At 67.8% G+C, this 21,933-nt stretch carries 17 protein-coding genes; 10 read left to right on the forward strand and 7 right to left on the reverse strand.

Annotated features, from left to right (window positions below; genetic code table 11):
* Positions 1–573 precede the first annotated feature (573 nt).
* From ACIBJB_RS32040 to ACIBJB_RS32070, 7 genes are all read left to right on the forward strand, one after another.
* On the forward strand, positions 574–2,973 hold the full coding sequence (locus ACIBJB_RS32040) for a Helicase associated domain protein (RefSeq protein ID WP_398935738.1): 2,400 nt from the start codon (positions 574–576) through the stop codon (positions 2,971–2,973).
* 169 nt (positions 2,974–3,142) lie between these two features.
* Entirely contained in the window at positions 3,143–3,556 is a 414-nt protein-coding gene (locus tag ACIBJB_RS32045) for a hypothetical protein (protein ID WP_398935740.1), read from the forward strand.
* A gap of 60 nt (positions 3,557–3,616) precedes the next feature.
* Complete coding sequence (locus ACIBJB_RS32050) at positions 3,617–3,766, forward strand: hypothetical protein (protein WP_398935742.1); 150 nt, start codon at positions 3,617–3,619, stop codon at positions 3,764–3,766.
* 47 nt (positions 3,767–3,813) lie between these two features.
* Positions 3,814–4,350, forward strand: coding sequence for an SMI1/KNR4 family protein (locus tag ACIBJB_RS32055; RefSeq protein ID WP_398935744.1), 537 nt, complete (start codon positions 3,814–3,816; stop codon positions 4,348–4,350).
* Between the two features lie 426 nt (positions 4,351–4,776).
* The gene (tap, locus tag ACIBJB_RS32060) at positions 4,777–6,876 is read left to right on the forward strand and encodes a telomere-associated protein Tap (RefSeq protein ID WP_398935746.1); all 2,100 of its coding nucleotides are present in this window, start codon (positions 4,777–4,779) and stop codon (positions 6,874–6,876) included.
* Positions 6,877–6,967: 91 nt separating this feature from the next.
* Entirely contained in the window at positions 6,968–7,525 is a 558-nt protein-coding gene (gene tpg / locus ACIBJB_RS32065; RefSeq protein WP_398935748.1) for a telomere-protecting terminal protein Tpg, read from the forward strand.
* A gap of 282 nt (positions 7,526–7,807) precedes the next feature.
* Positions 7,808–9,280, forward strand: coding sequence for a DUF2971 domain-containing protein (locus ACIBJB_RS32070; protein ID WP_398935750.1), 1,473 nt, complete (start codon positions 7,808–7,810; stop codon positions 9,278–9,280).
* 447 nt (positions 9,281–9,727) lie between these two features.
* Here the strand turns inward: ACIBJB_RS32070 and ACIBJB_RS32075 are convergent, their stop codons facing one another.
* The 3 genes from ACIBJB_RS32075 to ACIBJB_RS32085 all read right to left on the reverse strand — a co-directional run bounded on the left by ACIBJB_RS32075 (position 9,728) and on the right by ACIBJB_RS32085 (position 12,244).
* Positions 9,728–9,982: a hypothetical protein gene (locus ACIBJB_RS32075; RefSeq protein WP_398935752.1), complete on the reverse strand. Its 255-nt coding sequence runs from the start codon at positions 9,980–9,982 to the stop codon at positions 9,728–9,730.
* A gap of 92 nt (positions 9,983–10,074) precedes the next feature.
* Positions 10,075–10,296, reverse strand: a complete 222-nt coding sequence (locus ACIBJB_RS32080; protein WP_391612221.1) for a hypothetical protein — start codon at positions 10,294–10,296, stop codon at positions 10,075–10,077.
* A 427-nt stretch (positions 10,297–10,723) separates the two neighbouring features.
* Entirely contained in the window at positions 10,724–12,244 is a 1,521-nt protein-coding gene (locus tag ACIBJB_RS32085; RefSeq protein WP_398935754.1) for an AAA family ATPase, read from the reverse strand.
* 42 nt (positions 12,245–12,286) lie between these two features.
* On the opposite strand from ACIBJB_RS32085, the gene ACIBJB_RS32090 reads away from it, so the two are divergent.
* Positions 12,287–12,505, forward strand: coding sequence for a hypothetical protein (locus ACIBJB_RS32090; RefSeq protein WP_398935756.1), 219 nt, complete (start codon positions 12,287–12,289; stop codon positions 12,503–12,505).
* Positions 12,506–13,132: 627 nt separating this feature from the next.
* Complete coding sequence (locus ACIBJB_RS32095) at positions 13,133–15,886, forward strand: helicase associated domain-containing protein (protein WP_398935758.1); 2,754 nt, start codon at positions 13,133–13,135, stop codon at positions 15,884–15,886.
* Between the two features lie 132 nt (positions 15,887–16,018).
* Here the strand turns inward: ACIBJB_RS32095 and ACIBJB_RS32100 are convergent, their stop codons facing one another.
* The 4 genes from ACIBJB_RS32100 to ACIBJB_RS32115 all read right to left on the reverse strand — a co-directional run bounded on the left by ACIBJB_RS32100 (position 16,019) and on the right by ACIBJB_RS32115 (position 20,219).
* Entirely contained in the window at positions 16,019–17,035 is a 1,017-nt protein-coding gene (locus ACIBJB_RS32100) for a helix-turn-helix transcriptional regulator (protein ID WP_398935760.1), read from the reverse strand.
* A 67-nt stretch (positions 17,036–17,102) separates the two neighbouring features.
* Positions 17,103–17,321 carry a hypothetical protein gene (locus ACIBJB_RS32105; RefSeq protein ID WP_359567436.1) on the reverse strand — a complete coding sequence of 73 codons (219 nt, stop codon included), beginning with the start codon at positions 17,319–17,321 and terminating at the stop codon, positions 17,103–17,105.
* A gap of 871 nt (positions 17,322–18,192) precedes the next feature.
* Entirely contained in the window at positions 18,193–19,617 is a 1,425-nt protein-coding gene (locus ACIBJB_RS32110; protein ID WP_398935762.1) for a hypothetical protein, read from the reverse strand.
* Entirely contained in the window at positions 19,611–20,219 is a 609-nt protein-coding gene (locus tag ACIBJB_RS32115; protein WP_398935765.1) for a hypothetical protein, read from the reverse strand. Before ACIBJB_RS32115 ends, ACIBJB_RS32110 begins: the two co-directional genes overlap by 7 nt.
* 189 nt (positions 20,220–20,408) lie before the next feature.
* On the opposite strand from ACIBJB_RS32115, the gene ACIBJB_RS32120 reads away from it, so the two are divergent.
* Positions 20,409–21,797 (forward strand): DNA-binding protein, encoded by a 1,389-nt coding sequence (locus ACIBJB_RS32120; RefSeq protein ID WP_398935767.1) that lies wholly within the window; start codon positions 20,409–20,411, stop codon positions 21,795–21,797.
* Positions 21,798–21,933 lie beyond the last annotated feature (136 nt).

The raw sequence follows: 21,933 nt of genomic DNA on the forward strand, positions 1-21,933 counted from the left end.
CCCGCGGAGCGGGATATGCAGCGCTGGCGCGCTGCATAGGGAGCGGCGTCGCTGACGCTCCGCCAGATTCCCGCGCAAGCGCGGGAATCGAATTCCGCAAGCGGAATTCTGAGTGCGTGTCAATTCGCGCAAGCGCGAATTGAGGGAATCCCGCAAGCGGGATTCCTGAGACTGGCAGTAAGGGCAGAGTGCATCACGCGCGGGTCTGTGTAGGGCTTGGGATTCCCAGCTATCACCCCTGCAACGGATGTGACGGGCCGTCGGACTGACGGGGTGCCGGCCTCGTTGTAGTGACGGGTTCCGCTGCGCTACACCCTGAACCCCTCCCCCATCGTCTGACTGTCCCGACGTGTTCACCAATGGCCTGTCAGCATACAGGGCAACTGGCCGTTCGTGAGTGAGATCGAGTCACTGTGCCACTCTCGGGTGTGAACTTGGCGCGCGGGTGATGCATCACGAGTCATGACTGTGTAGAGTTTGGGATCAGATGCTACACCCCTACCGCCGCGCACTTTGTGCCTGGATTCCATTTGTTGTTACGCGCTGCATTTCGCGAAGAGGAGAGCACGGGGCATGGCTGTTAAGCTGCGTGATCACCAGATTGAGGCCGTTGCCGCCATTGTGCGGGGTCTTGATGTTCCGCCGGGTGGTATTCCCTGGAATGGTCTTCGTGGGCAGGTGCACGCGGCGTGTGGGACGGGGAAGACCATCATGGCGGCAGCGTCGGCGAGGCGGCTGGTGCCCCGGGGGCGGGTTCTCGTGTTGGTGCCGACGCTGGATCTGCTGGCGCAGACGGTGAGGGCGTGGCACGAGGCCGGGCACAAGGGGCCGGCGGTTGCGGTGTGTTCGCTTCAGGACGATCCGGGGCTGTGGTCGTTGAAGGTGCGCTCCACGACGAACCCGATCCAGTTGGCGCTGTGGCACGGCTCCGGGCCCGTGACCATCTACGCCACCTACGCCAGCCTGGGTGTTCTGGCGGAGGCGTTCGAGGGTGTGTACGGGCAGCAGTTGGACCCGGTGGACCTGGCGGTGGTTGATGAGGCGCACCGGACGTCGGGGTCGATGGGTAAGGCGTGGGCGGACATCCACGACCAGACGGTGATCCCGGCCTACCGGCGGTTGTACCTGACGGCGACGCCGCGGATCTGGGAGGAGCGGCTCAGTCGGGAGGTTGCTGAGGGGGTGCGGGATCCGCTGCCGCGGGAGATGGCGGCGTCCATGGATGACGAGAAGGTCTTCGGGCCGGTCCTGTACAAGCTCTCGCTCGCATCTGCCGTCTCCCGGGGCTTGTTGGCGCGGTACCAGATCATCGTCCTGGAGCTGAAGGACCCCGTCGTCACGCCCGAGCGGCTGATGGGCGAGGAGCGGCACACCGAGGAGGTCCGCGGGCAGCGTCTTGGGGCGCTCCAGGCTGCGCTGCTGCACACCATGGCTGAGCACGACCTGTCGACGTGCATCACCTTCCACCACCGCACCATCGAGGCTCAGGCCTACGCGGAGGGCCTGGAGCGCGTCGCGGCCAAGCTGCATGCGGATCAGCCGGATACGTACCCGGCTCGGATGTGGGCGGACTGGCTGTGCGGCGAGCACGTCCCCGAACGTCGGCGGGAAGTCTTGGGCTCGTTCGGGTCCACGGCGCGGCGGGCGGTGCTCTCGAACTGCCGGGTCCTGGGCGAGGGTGTCGACATCCGCGCGGTGGACTCCGTTGCCCTGCTGGACCCGAAGGGAGCGCCGCACGACATCGTCCAGGCCATCGGGCGTGCTTTGCGGCAGAAGCCGGGGCAAGGGAAATTGGCCTCTTTGATCGTGCCGGTATTTCTCCAGCCCGGAGAGCAGCCCGAGGACATGTTCACCTCCGGATCTTACCGGCCTTTGGTGAAAGTCCTGGAAGGGCTGCGGGCTCATGATGAAGAGGTGGTGGAATTGCTGGCGATTCCTCAGGAGCCTCAGAAGGACGTGGCGCAGCCGTCCGTGAACATCGGTGTCGCGCCAGAAGGCGGTGCGGAAGAATCCCGGTTGCTGCTCCGTTTCGCCGCCCCGAGGGATCCGGTGATGGTCGCGGACTGGGTCTCCTTCAACGTGATCGACACCGAACGCCAGGACTGGGCCCGCGCCTGGGCGAAACTGAAGACCTACGTCGAACGGGTCGGCAATGCCCGCGTGCCCTACGGACACCGCGAGGGCGCGACACCACTAGGGCAATGGGTCGCAGAACAACGACGCGCCTACACAGCCGGACAGATGACCGGCCAACGCGCCCGCCGGCTCGAACAACTCGGCATGGTCTGGTCCCTGGCAGATGAACGCTTCCAGGAAAACCTCGAGGCTGCGAAGGCCTACTACGACCAGCACTGGACACTCTGCGCACCCAGGTCCGCAGCGATGCTGGACCGGCCGTTAGGGATGTGGCTCGCGAATTTGCGGCGGCCCGGTGCGCTGGACGGACACCCCGAATGGAAGACGGCACTGGAGGCCGTGGACGAGGACTGGAACCCGGTGTGGCCGGCGGAGTGGCAGCGGCATTACGCCGCGCTGCGCGAGCTCGTACGCGACGAACACGGCCAGGCCGGTGAGACCGAGGTCCTGCCCGGGTTCACGGTCCACGGCATGGACATCGGGAAATGGCTGGCCCGGCAGCGGACGCCGAAGGTCTGGCAGGCCCTTCACGACGGGCAGCGCGAGCGCCTCGAGCGGCTCGGCATCACACCGCTCACCCCGGCCCCGGAGCCGGAGACACCCGCGAAGCCCTCCACTACGCCCATGAGCGCCTTCGAGCGCGGCGTTGCGGCTCTTGCGCAGTACAAGGCTCGTACGGGCTCGGTGGCCGTCCCACGGGGGCACGTGGAGACGCTGCCGGACGGAAGCGAAGTCAAGCTCGGAGTCTGGACCATGAACCAGAAAACCCGCCGCGCCAAACTCACCGCCGACAAGCTCGCCGCATTGGCCGCCCTCGGGCTCGACTGGGCGGCGTGATGGCCACACGAGGCAGAGCAGCGCGTACAGGCGGCCGTACAACGGCACGTGCGCAACAGGGCCTTCACGGAGGCGGACAAGGTCATCTCGTTCGTGCTGTCCGATCCGCAGGTACAGCAGGCGAGGGCCCGGATCGAGGCGGCGGAGACGCGGCAAGGAAAGAGTGGTCATGACGGATTTCGTCCGAGAGGGTCGGCTCTTCAGAGTGAGCGGGTTCAACCCCTCGCACCGCCAGCTCTTTCTGACCAGTGAGGCCCTGCGCGAGGACCGGACCACGACGAGGGTCGAGGTCTATATCGGGCATGTGGAACTGATGCTCCTGAAGCCCTTCTACGGGCACGGGCTCCACATCCGGAGGGCGACCGCCGAGGAGTTCGCCGTGCTCAGCGGACGGCACGGCATTCCGGCGGAGGACGCCGAGTACACCTGGATGCTGGAGCGGGACGGCGACAGCTTCGTCGTCGGCGGCCACCCCTCCTGGCGGGAGGCGGAGTACAAGCTGATGGTCGACCGGACGTCGTTGTACGACGCGAGCAAGCCCTGGCCGCCCGAGTACCCGGTGGAATCGGGGCACGTCAGCTGAGTGAAAAGGGAAGAGGCCTCTCGGTGCACAGAGCACCGGGCAGGCCCCTTCCTTTCGCATTTGCCCAGGGGGCACGTAGAACGGCTGGACGACGGCACCGAGGCCCGGCTTGGGGTGTGGGTCATGAACCAGAAGAGCCGCCGCGCCAAGCTCACTCGCGACAAACTTCAGGCGCTCGCCGCGCTGGGACTCGACTGGGCCAGGGCGTAGGGCATTCGAGGGGGAAACCAGTCAGTTGAGGTGAAGGGAGCAGAGACGTGACCGAGCAGAATGGCCTCGCTACTCTCATCGGCTTGATGCCACCGCCGGTCGGAGTGGGGGCGAGGGTGGACTGGGAGGCGGTGCAGAAAGCCTGGGGGCTCGCGTTCCCCTCGGACTTCAAAGGGTTTGTCACGCACTACGGCGGTGGTCTGTCGGATCTGGACCTGGGCGTCCTGATTCCCTCCGCAGTAACCCCCGAGACCTGTGACGAGCCAGGCGCGCCGAAGGGCGGCATGGGCTTCATCACCGCGGACACGCGCGCCACGTGGATAGACACCGAACCCACCGGCATAGCTGCTGAAGCCGAGGATCTGGTGACCTGGGGAGCGGACGGCAGCGCCGACCTGTACTGCTGGCTCACCCACGGCACACCCGAGGACTGGCCGGTAGTGCTGTTCAGCCATGACGACGACACCTGGACGCGCTTCGACTGCGGCATGACGGAGTTCCTGAGCAGAGTGCTTCGGGCCGACGGCCGGGCCCAGGCCATGCGGGACTCGGCGCTGTGGCGCGCAGGCCTGCGCGGAGCGTGAATCAGACTGAGCGGTGCCGGACGAATTGTGGGAGCTGTGCGCTGGAAGCCGTCACGAAAGCCGACAGCAGCTCGCACACCGCTCGGCCCCGGAGCAGGAAGCGCCCGCGAAGCCGTCCACGACGCCAATGAGCACCTTCGAGAAGGGGCGTCGCAGTACCTCGCGCAGTACCGCAGTACCTCGCGCAGTACAAGACCCGGGAGGGCTCCGTGACCGTCCCACGGGGGCACGTAGAGACGCTGCCGGACCGGCACGGAGGTCAAGCTCGGAGTCTGGACCATGAACCAGAAAAACGCCGCGGCAAGCTCACCGCCGACAAACTTCAGGCGCTCGCCGCGCTGGGACTGGAATGGGCGGCGGAAGGTTAAGGAAGGGGATAAGTTAGTGGATAAGTTTTGGTTGGCTCTCGAGTAAAGGGTGCGGGGCATGCCATCTGAGGAAGAGCTGTTCGCGTCCGTCGACGCTCTACTGAATGAGGAGCCGCACCTGCCGCCTCCGGCGGAGCGGGCTCGGCTGCGTGAGGCTGCCGGCATCACTCAGGCCCGCCTCGCCACCGCGTTGAAGACGACGACCCAGTCGGTGAAGAACTGGGAGAACGGCCGCTCGGAGCCTAAGTCGCCGCGCCTGGATGCCTACCAGCGGCTGCTGAACGGGTGGGCGGCAAAGTATCCGGCCCCCGGTGCCGCGTCGGCTGCCGCGCCGGTGCCGGCGGCGCCTGCCGCACCGGCCGCGTCCGAGGTGGAGCCGGCAGACGCCCCGCAGCCTGTCGACGTTCCAGGTGCGGGGCCGGCGCGTCCCGCCACCCGGCCGGCCGCGGCATCGCGGCGCCCGGCCGCTGAAAAGGCTGCGCGGCCTGCAGCCGATCCGCGGTTCCCGCATGGTCCGCTCGCGGTGCTGGACGGTGACGGCTCCGCGTACGGCACGGGCGGCATCGTGCTCGACTGCCCGGCGACAAGCGTGGTGGAGCTGGTGGAGTGGACGCTGCGCGAGTCCGGCCTCGGTGCGCCGCGTCTGCACCGCAACGGCAAGGACAGCGACCCGCTGATCGTCCTCACCGCCGCGGCCGCCGTGAAGTTGGGACTGCCGGAGCGCCTGGAGGGCCATGAGCAGCGCCGCTCCCTGCGCTTGCCCGAGGATCACCCGGTGGTCAAGCAGGTGGTGAAGGCGAAGTGGCGGCTCACGCAGCGGGGGTTCGGGCCGTGGGCAAGGATCTACCGCAAGGTCCAGGGGCGTGAGCGGCAGTGCGTGCAGCTCGCGGTCCTGTCGTGGGACGCGCTCGATGAGCGGTCCTGGCCCGGCGTGAGCGAGATGGAGCCGGCCGACGTCGCCCGCGTCCTGGGGGTGTACGCCCAGCGGGTCATCACCCCGCGCGGGTCGACGGCCGTGTCCGGACTGGAGCTGATGACCGCGCTGCGGCCGCCTACCCGCGCGGTGCAGGACCCGCAGACGGGGAACTGGGTGCCCGGCCACAACCCCGGCTCGCTGGGCACGGAGCCGATGGACCCGGCCCCGCCGGAGGCCACCCCGGAACACCCCGTCGTCGTCGACAGCGGCTGGAGCGGCGGGTTCCTGAACGAGGAGGCGTACCAGTGGGTGCGCGACGTCAGCCTGCTCACCGATGAGGAGTGCACGCTGCCGTACGCGGTCGGCCTCGACCTCAACACCGCCTTCCTCGCCGCCGCGGCCCGCCTGGTCGTCGGCCTGTCCGCCCCGGACCACTTCCGCGCCCCGACGTTCAACCCGAAGATCCCCGGCTCCTGGCTGGTCGACCTCTCCCACGTCGAGGTGGACCCGCGCCTGCCCTCGCCGTTCACGCCGGACGGCACCCGGCCGACCGGTCCGGCCTGGTACCAGACGCACACCGTCGCCTACGCCCAGGAACTCGGCTACAACGTCCAGCCCCTCGAGGGATACCTGCGCCGCGAGACCGGCGCCTACCTCGACCCGTGGCACGACCGCCTCAAGGAGGCGTATGTCGACACCCTCGCCGACCTCGGCGTCACCAAAGACCTGAGCGACACGGAGTTCCTCGCGGCGATGGAGCGGCACAAGGACGCCGACCCCGCCATGGCGGCCGTCCTCGCCGCGATCAAGGCGACCGTCAAGGGCGGCATCGGCAAGCTCCGCGAACGCCCCCAGGGCAAGAAATACCAGGAGGGCGAGCGGTGGCCGGCCCTCCAGCGGCCGACCTGGCGCCCCGACATCCGCGCCGCCGTCATCTCCAAGGCCCGCATCAACATGCACCGCAAACTGCGCAACATGGCCACCATGACGGGCCTGTACCCCCTCGCCGTACTCTCCGACTGCGTCGTCTACCCCTCACCAGGAGACAGCCCGCTCGACTTCCTCCCCTACGCCGCCTCCGGCAAGCCCCAGCCCGGCGGATTCCGCCTCGGACCCACACCCGGCCTGGCCAAACTCGAAGGCGTCCAAACGATGCTCTGGGCGGTCGATTTGATGGAACAGGGCTACAACCCCGCCCGCCACATCAAGGGCGGCGACGCCGTCCTCGACGAAGGAGAGTAGGCCAGTGCCCGACGCCGGCTCGACGCACAAGACCCGGTTCCCGCTGGTCGCCACTGGCGGCCAGGACCCCACTGTCGAGAAGGGCTGAGCTGTGGCAGAGATCGACGACGCGATCGAGCGGGCCGACCGGGAAGCCTTCACCCGCCAGCCGCCCAAGACCGTCAAAGGCCAGATCGGCTACCTGCTCAAGCAGCTCAAGACGACCCGGGCTGTCGCCGAGGAGATCGGCGTCAGCCAGCGGTCGGTGGAGCGCTACCGCAAAGGCGAACGCAAGCACCCGCCGAAGGCCATCGCCGAACGGATCGACGCCGCCGTACAGCAGCGATGGCAGCCCCAGGTCCGCAAACGCCGGCAGCAGCAGGCCGCCACCACCGGCGGGATCACGGTGGAGACCAGGGCCCGGTTCGGGTACACCGCACCGGTCGGTACAACCGACGACGGAAGATTTCGGCGCCTGACGGTGCACCTCCCCCCGGCCTACGCACAACGCCTCTTCGACGCCCGCAACACCGGAGCCGGCGACCAGCAGATGCGCCAGATCATCGCCGAAGGACTCAAAGAGATCTACTTCCAAGACGGCGGCAGCCGCGCCACAGGACTCTCCGACGTCACCCTCAACGACATCGACTATCTCGACCTCGACTACTAACCCCGGCAGCGACCGCGAGCCCGGACCTGCTCGTGAGCCGAAGCGCGATAGATGTCACAAAGGCAGCTTGTTGTCACCGGAACCGCCGGACTGCGCCGCGAGGTCGGCCGCCGACGCTGCGGACACGCGGTGCGGCTGCTCACACCGTCGGGCATCGCAGGCTGTCTGCAGGTGACGGTGCATCGCCCATTATCGTCACTCTGACACTATAAGGGTGTAGGCTGCCGCTGCTGCCTCGGGGCTCTGCCTGGAGAGGTACTGCCAGAGGAAGGAACATGCGCCATGACGTCTTCTGAATCTTCGGCCTCAAACAGGGGCTTCAGCCTTTCCCGTGCCGCCCTGGATGCACTGGAGTTGGAGGTGGCTGAAGCGCAGAGATCCGAGACAAATGATCTTTACCACTACACGAACGCCAATGTGGCCATGTACAACATCTTGGCCAGCGGGACTCTGCGGCTGTCACCGTTCGAATCAACGAATGACCTGTGGGAGTCGCGGCCCCTGCACCCCAACCTCAGCTCCCACCATGACGACGAGAACTGGCCCGAAGGTTCAGGGCACATGGACTTGTGGGCCGACATCGACCGGAACATCCGCCTACACGCCAAAGTCGTATGCCTGACCCGAGACTTCACGCTGCCGGACCACGTCTGGAACCGTGACGCCTCGCGGGGTTGGGGCCACCTGTCGCTGTGGGCCCACTACGGCACCAGCCATACGGGCGTCTGCCTGCGCTTCGACCGCGCCCGGCTGATCACGGCGTTCCAGGAACAAACTGGCTCAGCCGCACTGCGCTTCCATGGCCCCGTTCGCTACGTGAGCACCCAGGGGGTTGGGCCGCACGGACTGGACATCGGGCAGATCAGGGAATTCGGCGTCGACGCCGCCGCCTTGGCGTACGCCAAGGCGAACCACGAATCTCTGTTCTTCAGGAAGTACCGGGACTGGGAGAATGAGGCGGAGTACCGGCTCGTTCTGCTCAACCAGTCACTCCTCCCGGCACACATCGACATCCGCGATGCGCTCAGCGGAGCGGTACTCGGAGACGCCTTCCCTGAAAGACAACGCCCGGCACTCTGGGAAGTATTGAAGGCATACCCCGACGTCGAGGTCCAGCAACTGCGCTTCCAAAACCGCTACCTCCATTGCTTCGGCCCGCTCGCACCGGAGCCGGCCGCCAAGGCGGCGCCTTGTGCCGAGCCACGGCGCAGCGGCTCCCTGGAAGAGCGCCTTGGCGCTCTTCTGGAGGCGACAGCCGAGGCGAACGAGCTCCGGGAGTCGGGCAAGCTACTGGCGGCGGACCATCTGACGATCATCGACCAGGCCATGGCAGCACTGAGCGCCGAACTCGGATCCTGGCCCGAGGTGAAATCCAAGGCGCATCGGCATCCCGACGCTGTGCCCGTGGAACAGAGGTCCCGTCAGCCGGGCACCCCGGGAGAGCGGGTCCACTATCAGGCTGGCTTCATGTGCGTGGTGGAGAACCTTCCGAAGCCCTCGCACACCCTCGTGGCGGCTGCAGCCGTCCAGGTGCTTGACGGCCCTCGACTGCGCCTGCACGGACTGGTCAGGACTGAGCACAGCGACCCCGACGGCAACCGCCGCGCTGAGCACTGGCGTGCTGCGAGTGAAGTCTCCGCTGATGAGGCGGCCTCGGCACTGTCGGCCCTGTTGGCTGGGGTGCGGGCTGCGGTGGACACCGTGCGCCCCACTTTTAATGAACAGCGCGGCCAGACGCCTGGAGAAGCTGGCTGACCTGCCGGGAGCAGCGGGAACGGACGGACGTCCCGTGACCACGGGGCCGAGGACGTCGTCGTGCGGGTCAGCTGTCTTCTTCTCGCGCGGCACTGCGTGCGGCCATTCGCGCTCCCGCAGCGCGGCGACGTCCTTCTGCTCCTGCTCCGACCAGCCCGGCGAGTCGGGGTAGGCCGGGGCTGCGGGGCAGGTCAGGCGGATCTGGGACACCGCAGCCGGTGATAACCGCGATGCGTCGCGCGCTGCCGGTGACAAGCAGCGCGCCGCATTGGTGACAACCGCGCTGCTTCGTCCGGCTGAAGCCGCAGCTCAGCGGGTTCCGATGGTGACAACTATCGTGCTTCGGCTTAGCTCGTTGTGACTGAGCGCTTTACTTGGCGGATGAGCGGTTGAGTTGGCGAACTGAGCACCCGCGCGTGGGGACGCCTGGCAAGCCGAAGCGCTCAGTCACACGTTGTCGAGCAGGGGTTCCTGCTTCCCAAACCCTCTGCAGATCTCCCCGGCGAGGACGCCGTCCCCTTCGCTCAGGCAGAGGTAGGCCCACGAGATCCCGGCGTCGGCGAGCGCCTCAGTCATGGTGGCCCTTCCCGGGTAGCGGGCTTCGATAGTGTCCAGCTCGGCTTCGGAGGCGCCGCGCTCGCGGGAGGCGAGCCCGGGGGCGCAGGTGCCGCAGGCCCGCTGATGGCCACGCCGCCGCCTCATGGCTCCGAGGGTCTGTCGGAGCGATGATCGTCCGTCAGCGGCCGTACAAGCACGCGGTGAGGCGTTCCAGGGCTACAGGGATAGGGGCGTGATCATAGATACCGCCTCAGCCAGTCGGGCATGCTCGGGTCGTCAAGTTCCCAGGACTCCTGGAACGAGTCGTCCTGCTGCCAGGTGTTCTCATCGCCGTCGAAGAACTTCTGCCGGTGGCACTTGTACTTGACGACGGTGTCGCCTTCGAGCCTGTACTCGTTCCAGTAGTAGTTCTGCCTCCCGTGGCCTTTCCACTCCTGGGTCGTGTAGATCGTCGTCATGAAGTGGGAGTGTAGCCAGGGCGCTTGATCCGGTTTGACGGCGTAACCCGGGCAGGCCAGCGCGAGTTGGGAGGCGGTCGCCGCCGGCGCCGGAGTACGGGCCCCAGTAGCGAAGGGGACGGCGTCCTCGCCGGGGAGATCTGCAGAGGGTTTGGGAAGCAGGAACCCCTGCTCGACAACGTGTGACTGAGCGCTTCGGCTTGCCAGGCGTCCCCACGCGCGGGTGCTCAGTTCGCCAACTCAACCGCTCATCCGCCAAGTAAAGCGCTCAGTCACACTCGTGTGACTGAGCGCTTGATTTGGCCACTTAGTGCTTCACCTGGCCGTTCTGAGCACCGCATCTCGGCGAACCGCCCGCAGCATCGGCACCTTGCTGGACGCGCAGCAAACCGGCTGGAGCCAGAAGGCGGAGTGCGGCGAACTCAGCCTATGGGGGTCTCTCCGGGCGGAAACGAATGATCCGGGCCCGCGACAGCGACGCGAGGGTCATGCTGTGCGTCGCAATTACGAACTGACAACCCTGCTCGACCCTCTCGTACATCCACTGCACTTGCCGGGCGCTGGCCTCCGGGTGCAGGCCAGCCTCCGGCTCATCGAGCAGAAACAGCCGGTTTGGCCCGTCCATACCTTCAAGAAGCGCATCCGAGCCCTCGGGGGAGGTGCCCAGGTATGACACGAACAGGCGGCTCTCCGGCTCCCGCGAGGTGGACCACCGCGCCTCCAGCCCTCCGGCGATCACACGGCTGAGTGAACTAAGCCCATGCGGCAGGCCGCCGTTGCTGAAGCGGCAGTGTGTCAGCAGTGCCAGTGCTTCCAGAACGGCCGACTTCCCCGAGCCGTTCGGGCCCGCCAAGACAGTGATCCCGGAGTGGAACGAAACCCCCTTTTGCAAGCTTCGGATGATCGGCAAGGAGGACAGCCCAACGTGCTGCCCGCCGACCAGCCGCACCGACTGCAGGAATCCCTCCCCTGTGCCGTTCTGGTGGGCGAACTCGTCGGAGAAGCCGTCGAGGACCTCTCCCGCAATCTCGACCTCTTGCCCCGTCAGGCCCAACATGCGGTCGACGTCGGCAAGCTCACCATCCTGAAGATCGAGAGCTGGCGGAGCACTTGCCCTCGCGATGGTCGGCTGCGGCTCGCCGGGGCGGCCTCCTGGAAGCAGGGAACGGCTGAGATCGGCGACGTACTGCGACCACTCCACCAGCATGCGCTGGGCACGGTCCCGCTCCATCTCGGCAACGACCTGTTGCCACTCGCTCTCCTGCAGCCGGTGCTTCCATGCCAGCACCGACGAATCTTCCTCTGCCAGCTGTCCCCGGGCCTGAGCCAGCCGCAGATCATCCACGCGTTGCCGGATCCGCTCACAGATCATCAGCAGGGCCCGTGCCACCTGCCGCATGCGGTCCCGCTCCGCCAGCAGCGCTCCCTCACGCTGCTCTGCCTGGCGCAGCTGCTCGGCGAGATCGAGTGCCCGGTGCGCCAGATGGCTGTCCACCGGCTCGCGGCGAGAGACCGCCCTCTGGCAGGCCGCGTCCCAGGGGGCGCGGGCTTCGGCCAGACGCCGTTCCTGCAGTGCGGCGTTGTCCGTGGTGACATCCACTACGGCCTCGATGAATTCCCACGTCAGGCCCCTGCCCGCGAGGCGCTCATAAGTTGCAGTGCGTCGCGGCGGGGCACCGTCGCCGAAGTGCTCCGGGGTAAACCGGTCGATCAAGGCGGGCACGGTGCAGCCAGCCTGGTCGAGCCACGACCGCAACAGCTGGGCCACTTCGTTGTGCGCGGCGCTCGGTCCTGACAACGGCCCCCATTTCGTTCCCGCCCCGTTCATCGCCTTGCCTTCCTCCCCGCCTGCATCAACAGCCAGGACCATGCTGCCGTGCCGCAACCCCGTCCGGGCCCATCCGCCGGACAACCCGGACTGCTGGCCCGGCCCGCCCTGGCCGGACAAGGCTGAGCTCCGCCATCGGTTGACTCGCAAAGGAAAACCACAATGACTTCGCTCGACCATGATTCAGCACCGGCGCATTCGAGCCGCATGGAGAAGGCGCTGCAGTGGATCACCGCGCTGACTCTCCTGGCCACGGTCGCGGCAGTAATCGTGCTCGCCCTCACCGACAACGCTGGCTATCTCGGTACGGTCCTCGGGATCGGCGCTGCGGCGGCAGCCATCGGAGGGACCGTGCGCATTCGCATCCACGCCCGCGGCTGACCAATCGGCTGCCCTCGGGTGAGGCACACAGGCCGACCCTGGGGCGGCTGATCTCGTCGCGGACCAGCGAGTGCTCCAGTCGGCCACACTGGCCAACTGTGCCGCTCAGTCACAGCTCGTCTGAGCCGAAGCACGATCTTTGTCACAAGCCACGGGATGGGTGGGGAAACTGTTGCTGGCTGCGGGTGCCTTTCGGGTGGCTCCCCTGCAGAGTGAGATGACGCTGTCGTTCCTTGGGCGGATCGCGGACAGGTACGGCCTGACGGTGCGGAGTCTGCTGTCGTCGGTCACCGAAGTGGCTGGCCAGCAGGGCGTCGTCGGAACTCTGCGGGGCGACAGTGAGGTGTTCTTGAACGCCGCGGCCCGGGACCGGGTCGCGGCGCTGTGTCGTGTGCCGCAGGTGGGCTTGCACCGTGCGTTACCGGCCTGGACGCGGGAGGAGCCGCTGGGCCCCGCGAAGGAGAGGCCGGCGGCGCGGCTCGGCAACGGGGTGGAGACGGTTGCTGCCTGGGGTCCGGCGTGCCCGGGGGCTGTGTGGCTGGGCGGACCGGTCGCGTTGCATCAGCCCGGGTGTACCTGGCGGCGCACCAGCGAGTCTGCCCACGCCACCGGTGCTGGCTGATGGGCGTGCCTGGCAGCGGGGGCCGTGTCATCGGGCTGGCCGGATGCCCTGAGGTGGTCCAGGCGCAGGAGGATCACCGCAGGCTGCTGCGCCGCTCCCCCGTCGCTGCTTCGGCGTTCGAGGTTGCGGAAGCGGTCACCGCGTCGTGGTGGGCGCAGAGGTGGCCCGAGGAGCGCCTGTGGCCGATGCGGCTGGATGCGGCCATGCCCGCGGGCGAGGATCCGCAGCGGTGGCGGATCCTGGCGCGGGATCTGGTCACCTACCCCGAGACCGTCGCCCTCGCCACGCTTCTGGCCAGCCGGGCCTGGCGGCTCCGTGTCGCTGCTGACGGTGGTGGTCACCTGCCCTACCGGTTGGCTGATGTGCCCTGCGTTCCCAGCGAGTTGGGCCATCGCTTGCGGCGATCGTGGCTCACCGAGCGTCTGGCCGCCTGTACCCACGGAGCGCTGTTTGCCTGGACGTACCAGTGCATCCGTACCGAGGGCGGCAGTGGAGACGACGAACAGCGGCTGTGGCAGGTCCCCTTGGCGCTCCGGCCCCGGCCTCCCGCCGACGCTCTCGCGGGCTACCAGCGTCGCCAGACCGGGAGTACAGAGGGTCTGCCGGCTCAGAAGCGGCTGCGGGGCCACAGCTTGCACGCCGACGGGGCCTTCGCCGCCGGCCTGGCCCACGCGCGCACCTACGCCGCCCAGCACGGCCACCTCGCCACCCAACGCGACACCCGAGTCGGTTCCTTCGCCCTGGGGAAATGGGTGCACAACCAGCAGGCCCACGCCCTGGCCCTGCCTGAAGAAAAGGCCGCCGCCCTCAAGGAGGTGGACCCGTGGTGGAACATCCCCTGGTCGGTGAAGTGGCAGCGCTCCTACTACCGCGCCCGCGACCACGCCAGGCGCCACGGACCCCTCAACACCGCCGACGGCTTCCCCGACACCCACGTGCTGACCGGGGAGTGGCTGTACGTGCAGTGCACCGACTACAACTCACTCCACCCCGAACAACGCCGTCTCCTGGCCGACATCGGCCTCACAGCCCAGGCCGCCGGCAGCGCACGCCCGCGCCGAACGAGCCGGACAGCAGGCATCGATAAGGCTCTTGCCCGTGCGCGCGCCTTCGTCGCCGAACACGGATGCCTGGCCCTAGCCACCAAGAACATCTCGTACCAGAGATTTGCACTCGGGAAGTGGCTCAATGCCCAGCGTGTCCTCACCCGCCGCCAGGACGAACCCGGCGCGCACCTCCAGGTGCTCGACGCGATCGACGCGTGGTGGAACCCGCCGTGGCCCTTGGCGTGGCAGCGCACCTGGCACCGGATCCGCGCTCATGCCCGAGACCGGCATCAGGGGGCCGCAGAGGGGAGCTGGCCGGACGGCAGTGACGGCTGGGCCACGTGGCTGTCCGTACAGTGCACCGGCTACAAGCAGTTGCATCCGCTACAGCAGCGTCTGCTGGAGGAGATCGGCATCACCGCCGAGACCGCCGCCGCTTGCCCCCACGAGATCATCGCCCAGCTCTGCGGTACAGGCCCCGGGCTGGCCCACGCCCGCACGTATGCCGCCGCACACGGCCACCTCGCCACGCCCCTGAAAGCTTGTCATGAGGGGTTTCCGCTGGGCCGGTGGCTGAGCGAACAGCGCCACCAGGCGCGGGAGCACCATCGCAGTACAGGCGGGACATGGCCGGTCAGCACGCTCCTCGCAGCGCTCGACCCCTGGTGGAACCTGACCTGGTCCTTGGAGTGGCAACGCAATTGGACCCGCGTACGCGAGCGGTCAGAGTCCGCAGCCGCAGCCGGCGGCGGCGGCGGTACCGGCATTCCCGGCCTTGAGAAGGAGCTGGCCAACTGGCTGAGGCGTCAGTGCACCGACTACGGCACACTCCACCCCGAACAGCACCGCCTGCTGACCAAGATCGGAATCACCGCCGAAACAGCCCGCGCCGCCCGACCACCGGCTCCCCGCGCCGAGCCCGGTCTGCTGGACACCGCGCTCACACAAGCCCGCGCCTACGCAGCCGAATACGGCCATATCGCCGCACCCACCAGCACCATCCTCGACGGTTTCCCGCTGGGGAACTGGCTGGCCTGGCAACGACGACGCGCCCGCCAAGGCCGCCTCTCCCCCACCCGGGCCGAAGCCCTGACCATGATCGATCCGTGGTGGAATCCCCCCTGGCCCCTGCCATGGCAGCAGGCATACCACCGCCTCCGCACGGCAGCCACGGGTGCCGACGGCCTACCGGCCACGAACCTCCCCCGACGCCTTTACCGCTGGATCCGTGTCCAGCAGGAGTCCTGGGAGCATCTCCACCCCGGCCAGCAGGACCTCCTGACCGCCCTCGGCATCACACCCCACGCCGTCGTAGGCGAACGCCCCGCCCCGGCCACACGCTCCTACCCCGCCAGCCCCGGACTCGGCCACGCACGCGCCTACGCCGCCCGACACGGCCACCTCACCCCGGACAAGCACACCCGACAAGACGGCTTCCCCCTCGGCAGATGGCTGTGCCAGCAACGCCGCAAAGCCCGCGCCGGCACCCTCTCCACCACCACCGCAACCGCCCTCACCAACTTGGACCCGTGGTGGAACCCACCCTGGCCCTACACCTGGCACCGCACCTGGCAGCAATACCGCACCACGATCAGTGCGAACGGACCCGTCCCGGACGCACTCCAACGCTGGACCGCGCAGCAACGCACCCGCTGGCACACCCTCCACCCCCGCCAACAACACCTCCTCACCCACACCGGCATCCACCCGTAGAGCGCAGCCCTACGCCCGCGCTTCCAGTACCAAGCCAGTCCGCTCGGATCGTTTTGAGACATCGCCCGATGCTTCCCGTTCCTGCACCACGCCCGCCGGCCAACCTGACCTGCTTGTCGCACCACAGCGCCGTCACGCCGGATTGCGGAACACGGACTCAACGAGAGGGTCTATATCGGTGTAGCCCAGCCTCTTGGCTTCGCCTACCAGCCGGTTGACCTCCACAAGTGCGAGTTCCCACTCCCCCCGCTCGAACAGTGAAAGGTCAACAGGGTTCATTCCGTAGTGCTTCTCCAGTCGCCGGAACATGGCCCGCTTCTCTCTGTTGGAGAGACTCACGGAAAGCCATGCCCTAAGATGTTTCGATCTCACCTGCAGGGAGAACTTCCTGAGTCGCACAATCTCTGCACTCACTGGCAGCGCCCCAGAACGCCAGGTCCGGGAGCTTGCACTGTGTCGACCATTCACGGCCATGGCCATCAAGCGAGTACGAGCTGCATCGTTTTGATGCTCAGGGCTGGCCACAGAAAGGAGGTCGAACCAGCTGATCAGTTCCGTGGGGGAGGTTACACCGCAGGCTTCCAGGTAGTTGCGCAGGAAGTATGGGGACACCGGCCGTGCTCCTGACAGCACCGCCGCCACGCTCGAATGTGAGTAGGGCATCAGGTGGGCAAGCTGCCGTAGTGACAGCGAGCGGTAAGCGCGAAGGGACTGCAGGGCGAGTCTCAGGTCCAGATACGTCTCGGCGCGGTGTGAAGGGAGGATGATCCCTGTTCTGTCCCAACGTTCCCACGTGCGGGGCCAAGAAGCCCTCCGCCGCTCCTCGGGGCTCAGATGCAGCGACTCCACAGAGTCGTCACTGAGGAATTCCCTGGGCCGTATCTCCCGGCGAGCCTCTTCCCAGTCCTTGCGCCACCGCCTGGTATCGCCGGAGCACGCCTCCACGTAGGCCTTCGTCACTCGCCACGATGGCAGCTCGTAGCCCCCTGCGGCTTTGGACAACGACGCCGCAGAGACGCCGCACCTCGTAGCCATCTGCGCGAGGGTAGGGCTGCCTGCCCGCTCGCGGAGCACGCGGAGCGCGGCGGCGAATTCGAGGACCCGTGGATTTCCCTGTCCAATAGGTAGCTGGTTGATGCGACGTCCCACGTCTTCTCCAGAGGACCTTGAACTGCCCGCGGGGGCCGGGCTCAGCCGCTGACCCCCGCGGAGGACATCAGGCGAGTTCCTGGCGAAGCTTCCCTGCGATCAGGCTTCCGCCGGCCACTGCCGCCACAGCGGCCGGCGGAGCGCATCCGACCACCACGAGTACGATGACCGCAAGAAGAATCACGATCACCAGCCATACCGTCGCGGCAGTGATCTCTCGGCTCTGCAGAATCGTCAGCGGACCGATCGGAATCGGAAGGCTGCTGGACGTCACGACATACGTCATGGCGCGGGCACCTCAGTCTCTTAATGGAAGCGTGAATTCCGCTTCGTTGACCCGGACTAGTTCGATGCCAGGCCCTGGTTGGCGCCAAGGCTGATCTGGCGCCCTCATGCTGGCCGACCCACGAGGGCGATGTCCATTCCGATGTAAACGGATTCTGAACAATTCGGGGCTCTTTTTCAGAAACCTGTCCACAGCGCATAGAGAGTCTGTACTTAAAAACCGTGTCCTTCAGGCGCGTTCATGCAGGCCAAGGTGCCATTCTTCAGAGAATGTACCGCCAACGCGGTCAGGGGCAGCACCTTCGGTGCGGCATCGCCAGATGATGGATGACATGCTGGGCACGAGCCCGCGAGGGCTGTGGCCTTGGTCGCCGGGCACCTCAGTCTCTGACCCGGACTGTGCACCGCGCGATACGAGGTGAGCGTGCTGTTGGCGCAGGACGCTCAAGCAATGGGGTTCGCCGTGATCTGACCGGCGAACCCCATTGCTTTTACTTGGAGCACGGCGGAGTCTCCGCACGGCACACCCGCTCCGGAGTGCTTCAGGATGGGGCTCCAGTGTCGTCACGGAGGGGGATCAGGTGCCTGGACTTGCGTGGGAAGACTGGACAGCCGCGAGAGTGGAAGCGAACCATCTGCTGGCTGGCTGGGGCTGGAAGGTCGCACGCCCTTCAGCAGGAAGTTGACCACCCTTTTGAGGGTCTTGGGTGGTTCGTGGGTGCGGCCAGGGCCGTTGGCAGAGCACCGCAAGGCGGCGAGGTGGCCTCGCGTCGTGTCTGACGGTCAGCTTCTTGGAGGAGCTTCGGTGCCGTTGCCTGCCCTCCCCGGGTTCTGTCAGCGCCCACAGCGCTGTCGGCGGCCTCGCGCAAGTCCTATACGTCGTCGAAGCTGGGCTGACTCCATGGCTGGTCGGGGGGTGGGCCTTGGGCGCCGAGGAGCTGGGTGATCTTCTCGGCTTCATCATTTGAGAGATCGGAGAGCAGGCGCGTCGTTGTGCCGAGGAGGGCGTCCAGCGGTACCTGGGTACGTGCGCCGCGGGCGCTGGCGATTCCGGTGCCGAACAGGCACTGGAGAGTCTCGCCGGAGGGGATGCGGGCATCGGCCTCGATGACTCCCTCGGCCTGTCCCAGCGCGTCGCTGATGCCGTCGAGTTGGACGTCGTGGGAGATGTCGTCGCCGGGGCCGCCGTATCCGACGTGGCGGTCCGTGACGACCATGCGAAGAGAGGTCAACGGGATGCCGAAGCGGTCGGCCCTGTTCCTCACCTCGTCCAGGCGGGGCAGGTCGTGCTCCTGCCCCTGCGGAAGCTGGCGCCGGGACTGGGCAACCAGCACATGGAAACGCGGGGTCTGCAGGATCAACTGTCCGGCCTTCACCGCCCAGCGCCACGGGCTGACCTCCGCATCAGCCGTACCGGGCACGATCATGCAGACGCGGCTGGTCCAGAGCCGGATCGCCTCACGCATCAGGTGCTGAAGGTTGCCGGTGCCAGCGGCCGGGGTGCGCAGCAGGACGGGAAGGCTGATCATGCGGACGACCCGGTTCCAGAACGCCACGTCGGCGATGTCCTCGGATTCCAGCAGGTACATCAGGGCTGTCTCGTCGAGATGGCCGACGCCTCGCTGGGGTGCGGGGAAGCTGGCGAGTGTGGATCCGCCGCCTTGCCAGAGCGCGGCGAGGAAGGCCGACATCCGGTCGGCGACGTCGGTGGTCATCCGTGCAGTGAGGGCGTCGACGGCGTCGCGGGTGGGAACGCGTTCTCCCGCGCGAGCGGCCTCGGCTCCCTGAACGACCGTGTCCAGGAACTCCTCGGTCGCCGCTTTGTCGAGGGTGCCGCGGCCGCCTTCGAGAACGGAGCGGGACACCAGATGGGGGATGCCGGGAGAGTCATCGGCCGGCTGGAGTGTGCCGAGCGCGGAAGCGTCGAGGAGAAGCGCGGTGCTGCTGCCGGGAAGCGGGGGAAGATCTCCCTGCTGCCGGGCGGAGGGCAGCTGGCCGAGAGCCACCAGCACCGGCCGGTCCGCACCAGGAAGGCGCTGCAGGTCGTCCTCGAGCTCACGCTGGTCCGACGTGGTGCGCAGATAGATGAACCGGCGTGGTGTGCGGGGCCTGTCGGGCCATTCCAAGACCATGTCGGGGACATGGGTGTGGTTGAAGAACTCGGTCTTGGTGACGGTGGCCCGGGGGTCCATGCGGCGCAGGTGCCGCGCGACGATGTCTTTGACTTGGGTGAACATCAACCGGTCGTCGGGCTCGTCCATGGCCTGGGAGATCGACTGCTCGACGATGTTCACCACGAGCCCTCTCTGCGGGTGAGTTCGGCGGCGACGATGGCTGCCCAGTCCTTGAGCGGCAGGAGCGTTTCCTGCTTGTCCGAGAGCACGATCAGCCACAGGCGTGCGGCGACCGACCGGGCGAGTTCGGCGTCCAGGAGTTTTCGGGCTTCCTCGGCGTCGCTGGTGCCGAAAACACGGCTGCTGTGCTGAAGGACCGCGGTCTCCACCTGGTCAGGTGAGTTGAGGGTGGCCCAGGAATTCGCCCGGAACGGTGCCCAGGTGATCCACATGAAGTGATCGCTGAGATGGTGCTGGACCTGGGCCGCCACGTAGCACTTGGCGAGGAACTCGTCGAACTGGGTTCCCTGATCGCTGGGTTGCGCGTAGTTCTTGACCTCCGCGCAGAACATGTCGTTCTGGTAGGGGTCACCGCGCATGGCACCCCCCAGATCGAAGGAGAACGTCCGGCCTCCGTACGGCCAGGCCAGAGTCAGCCGACGACCGCAGGACTCCGAGTCCGTGTTCGCGTACGCGCCGAAGATGCGCATCGTGCCCTCGAGCCACTGCTTGGCTCTGCGGGCCCCCGAGAAGCCCTTCACCTGAGCGTCTTCGCCAACCACCACAGGCGTAGCTTAGTGCGATCGGATCATCACGATGCGCTCGAACGGGCCAATCCCCCGCCACACCGACGCCTGCCGGCTCCGGGAAAGGGAGACCCACGGCCTGGGGAAAGCATGCAGACGACGGGCCCAGGACCGGACGGCTACTGCGAAAGTGCCCGCCCGGATCGGCGAACGCGAGACCGTGGTGGAGTGTCTCATCATCCCGGCCTCCTGCGGACCGCTCCCCTGCAGGGGGAGACAACCTCGTCGCTGATCTGCCGCATCGCAGGCCGCTACGGGATGGAAGCGAAGGCGTTGCGGTCGTACTGGCAGTGGCGTAATTACCCGCCGGGGCACGACGGCGGGGGCGCGCGGGCCGACGCCGAGGTCCTGCTGAACACGGCCGGACAGGAGGTCCTGGCAGAGCTGTGCGGAGTCGGACAGGACGTCCTGGCGCGGGCGTTGCCGTCATGGGGACAGGAGGACGCCAAGCTGTCGGCCGGAAAGAACGGGGTGCCGGCGGCGGCGTGGCGGACCGGCGGCGCGGTCGCCGGTCCGGTCGCCTTCGGCTGCCGCCTGTGCACCGCCCGGCGTACGGGGACGGCCGTGCGGGTCGTGCGGTACGCGCCGCGGTGGGAGCGGGTGTGTGTCCGGCACGGGCGGTGGCTGCTGGACGCGGACGCCGACCAGCCTCTTGAGCATCTGGACGTGCGTGGCGTGCCGGAGGTGGTTGCGGCGCAGCGGCAGTGGGCCGGCGTGGCGCGGCGGGCAGCACGGGCCGGAGTCGAGCCGGAGCGGGTGTTCGCGCTGGCACATGCGGTGGTGGCCCGATGGTGGGAGCAGGCTCTGCACTGGGAGCGCGAGGCGGTCTGGCCGCGGCGGCTGCACCAGGTCGCGGGCGGCAACGCCGGTGGTGATCTGCCACGTTGGCGGATCGTGGGCCGGGACGCGGTCGTCTTCCCCGAGGTGGTGGCCGTCGCCGACACGCTGCTGGACCCGGCCATGGCCGAGCTGGCCTGGCGGGCAAGCGGGGGGATGCGGCCTCGGGCGCGGGGCGAGGACGACCCGTTGTGCCACCGGCTGGGCGAGCGGGTGGACCGGGACTGGCTGGGGCCGCTGGCCGCGGCCGACTACGGCGGCCCGCTGAGCGACTGGAGAGGCACGATCGTGCGCGCCCGCCGCGGCAGCGGGCCGCCGGGGTGGCGGGACGATCCTTGGCATCTGAAGCGGGAGCAGCAGCCCGCAACGATGTCCGGCCAGCTGCGTGTCATGGCGGCGGAGGCACAGGCGGGCGGCTCGGGCACCCGGTGGCGTGCCACCGCTTCTGCCGAACACCGCTTCCACATCACGCGGTTGCTCGACGAGGCCCGCGAGGAACTGGCGCAGCTGCGCGGCGCGCAGAGCGGCACCACCGCCGAGGTGGCCCGCACGCTGCTGGAGCACCTCAGTCAGAGTGCCGAGCTGATCGACCGGGCCGTGCTGCATACCGCCGCCGCGGCCGTCACGGCCGGGGTGGCGCTGGAGGAGGTGGCCCCGTGGTCCCGCCTGCCCGCCGAGGAGCTGTCACAGATACTCGCCGCGGGCCGCAGTGAAGACTGACGCACCCGACGCCAGCCAGGCCGTGGCATTACGGTCCGCTCGGCGTGCGGCGAGCAACGGTCGAAGCAGGGCGGCCCGGCAGCCGAAATAGTGCAGGGGTGCACACTGACACCGGCGAGCCCGGGTGGCATCCTGG

The sequence above is a fragment of the Streptomyces sp. NPDC050759 genome (assembly GCF_044456945.1).
Lineage (GTDB): Bacteria > Actinomycetota > Actinomycetes > Streptomycetales > Streptomycetaceae > Streptomyces.

Coding starts and splice junctions, on each gene's coding strand:
- ACIBJB_RS32040 (WP_398935738.1), top strand. CDS start 574: ATGGCTGTTAAGCTGCGTGATCACCAGATTGAGGCCGTTGCCGCCATT.
- ACIBJB_RS32045 (WP_398935740.1), top strand. CDS start 3,143: ATGACGGATTTCGTCCGAGAGGGTCGGCTCTTCAGAGTGAGCGGGTTC.
- tap (WP_398935746.1), top strand. CDS start 4,777: ATGCCATCTGAGGAAGAGCTGTTCGCGTCCGTCGACGCTCTACTGAAT.
- ACIBJB_RS32070 (WP_398935750.1), top strand. CDS start 7,808: ATGACGTCTTCTGAATCTTCGGCCTCAAACAGGGGCTTCAGCCTTTCC.
- ACIBJB_RS32075 (WP_398935752.1), bottom strand. CDS start 9,982: ATGAGGCGGCGGCGTGGCCATCAGCGGGCCTGCGGCACCTGCGCCCCC.
- ACIBJB_RS32080 (WP_391612221.1), bottom strand. CDS start 10,296: ATGACGACGATCTACACGACCCAGGAGTGGAAAGGCCACGGGAGGCAG.
- ACIBJB_RS32090 (WP_398935756.1), top strand. CDS start 12,287: ATGACTTCGCTCGACCATGATTCAGCACCGGCGCATTCGAGCCGCATG.
- ACIBJB_RS32105 (WP_359567436.1), bottom strand. CDS start 17,321: ATGACGTATGTCGTGACGTCCAGCAGCCTTCCGATTCCGATCGGTCCG.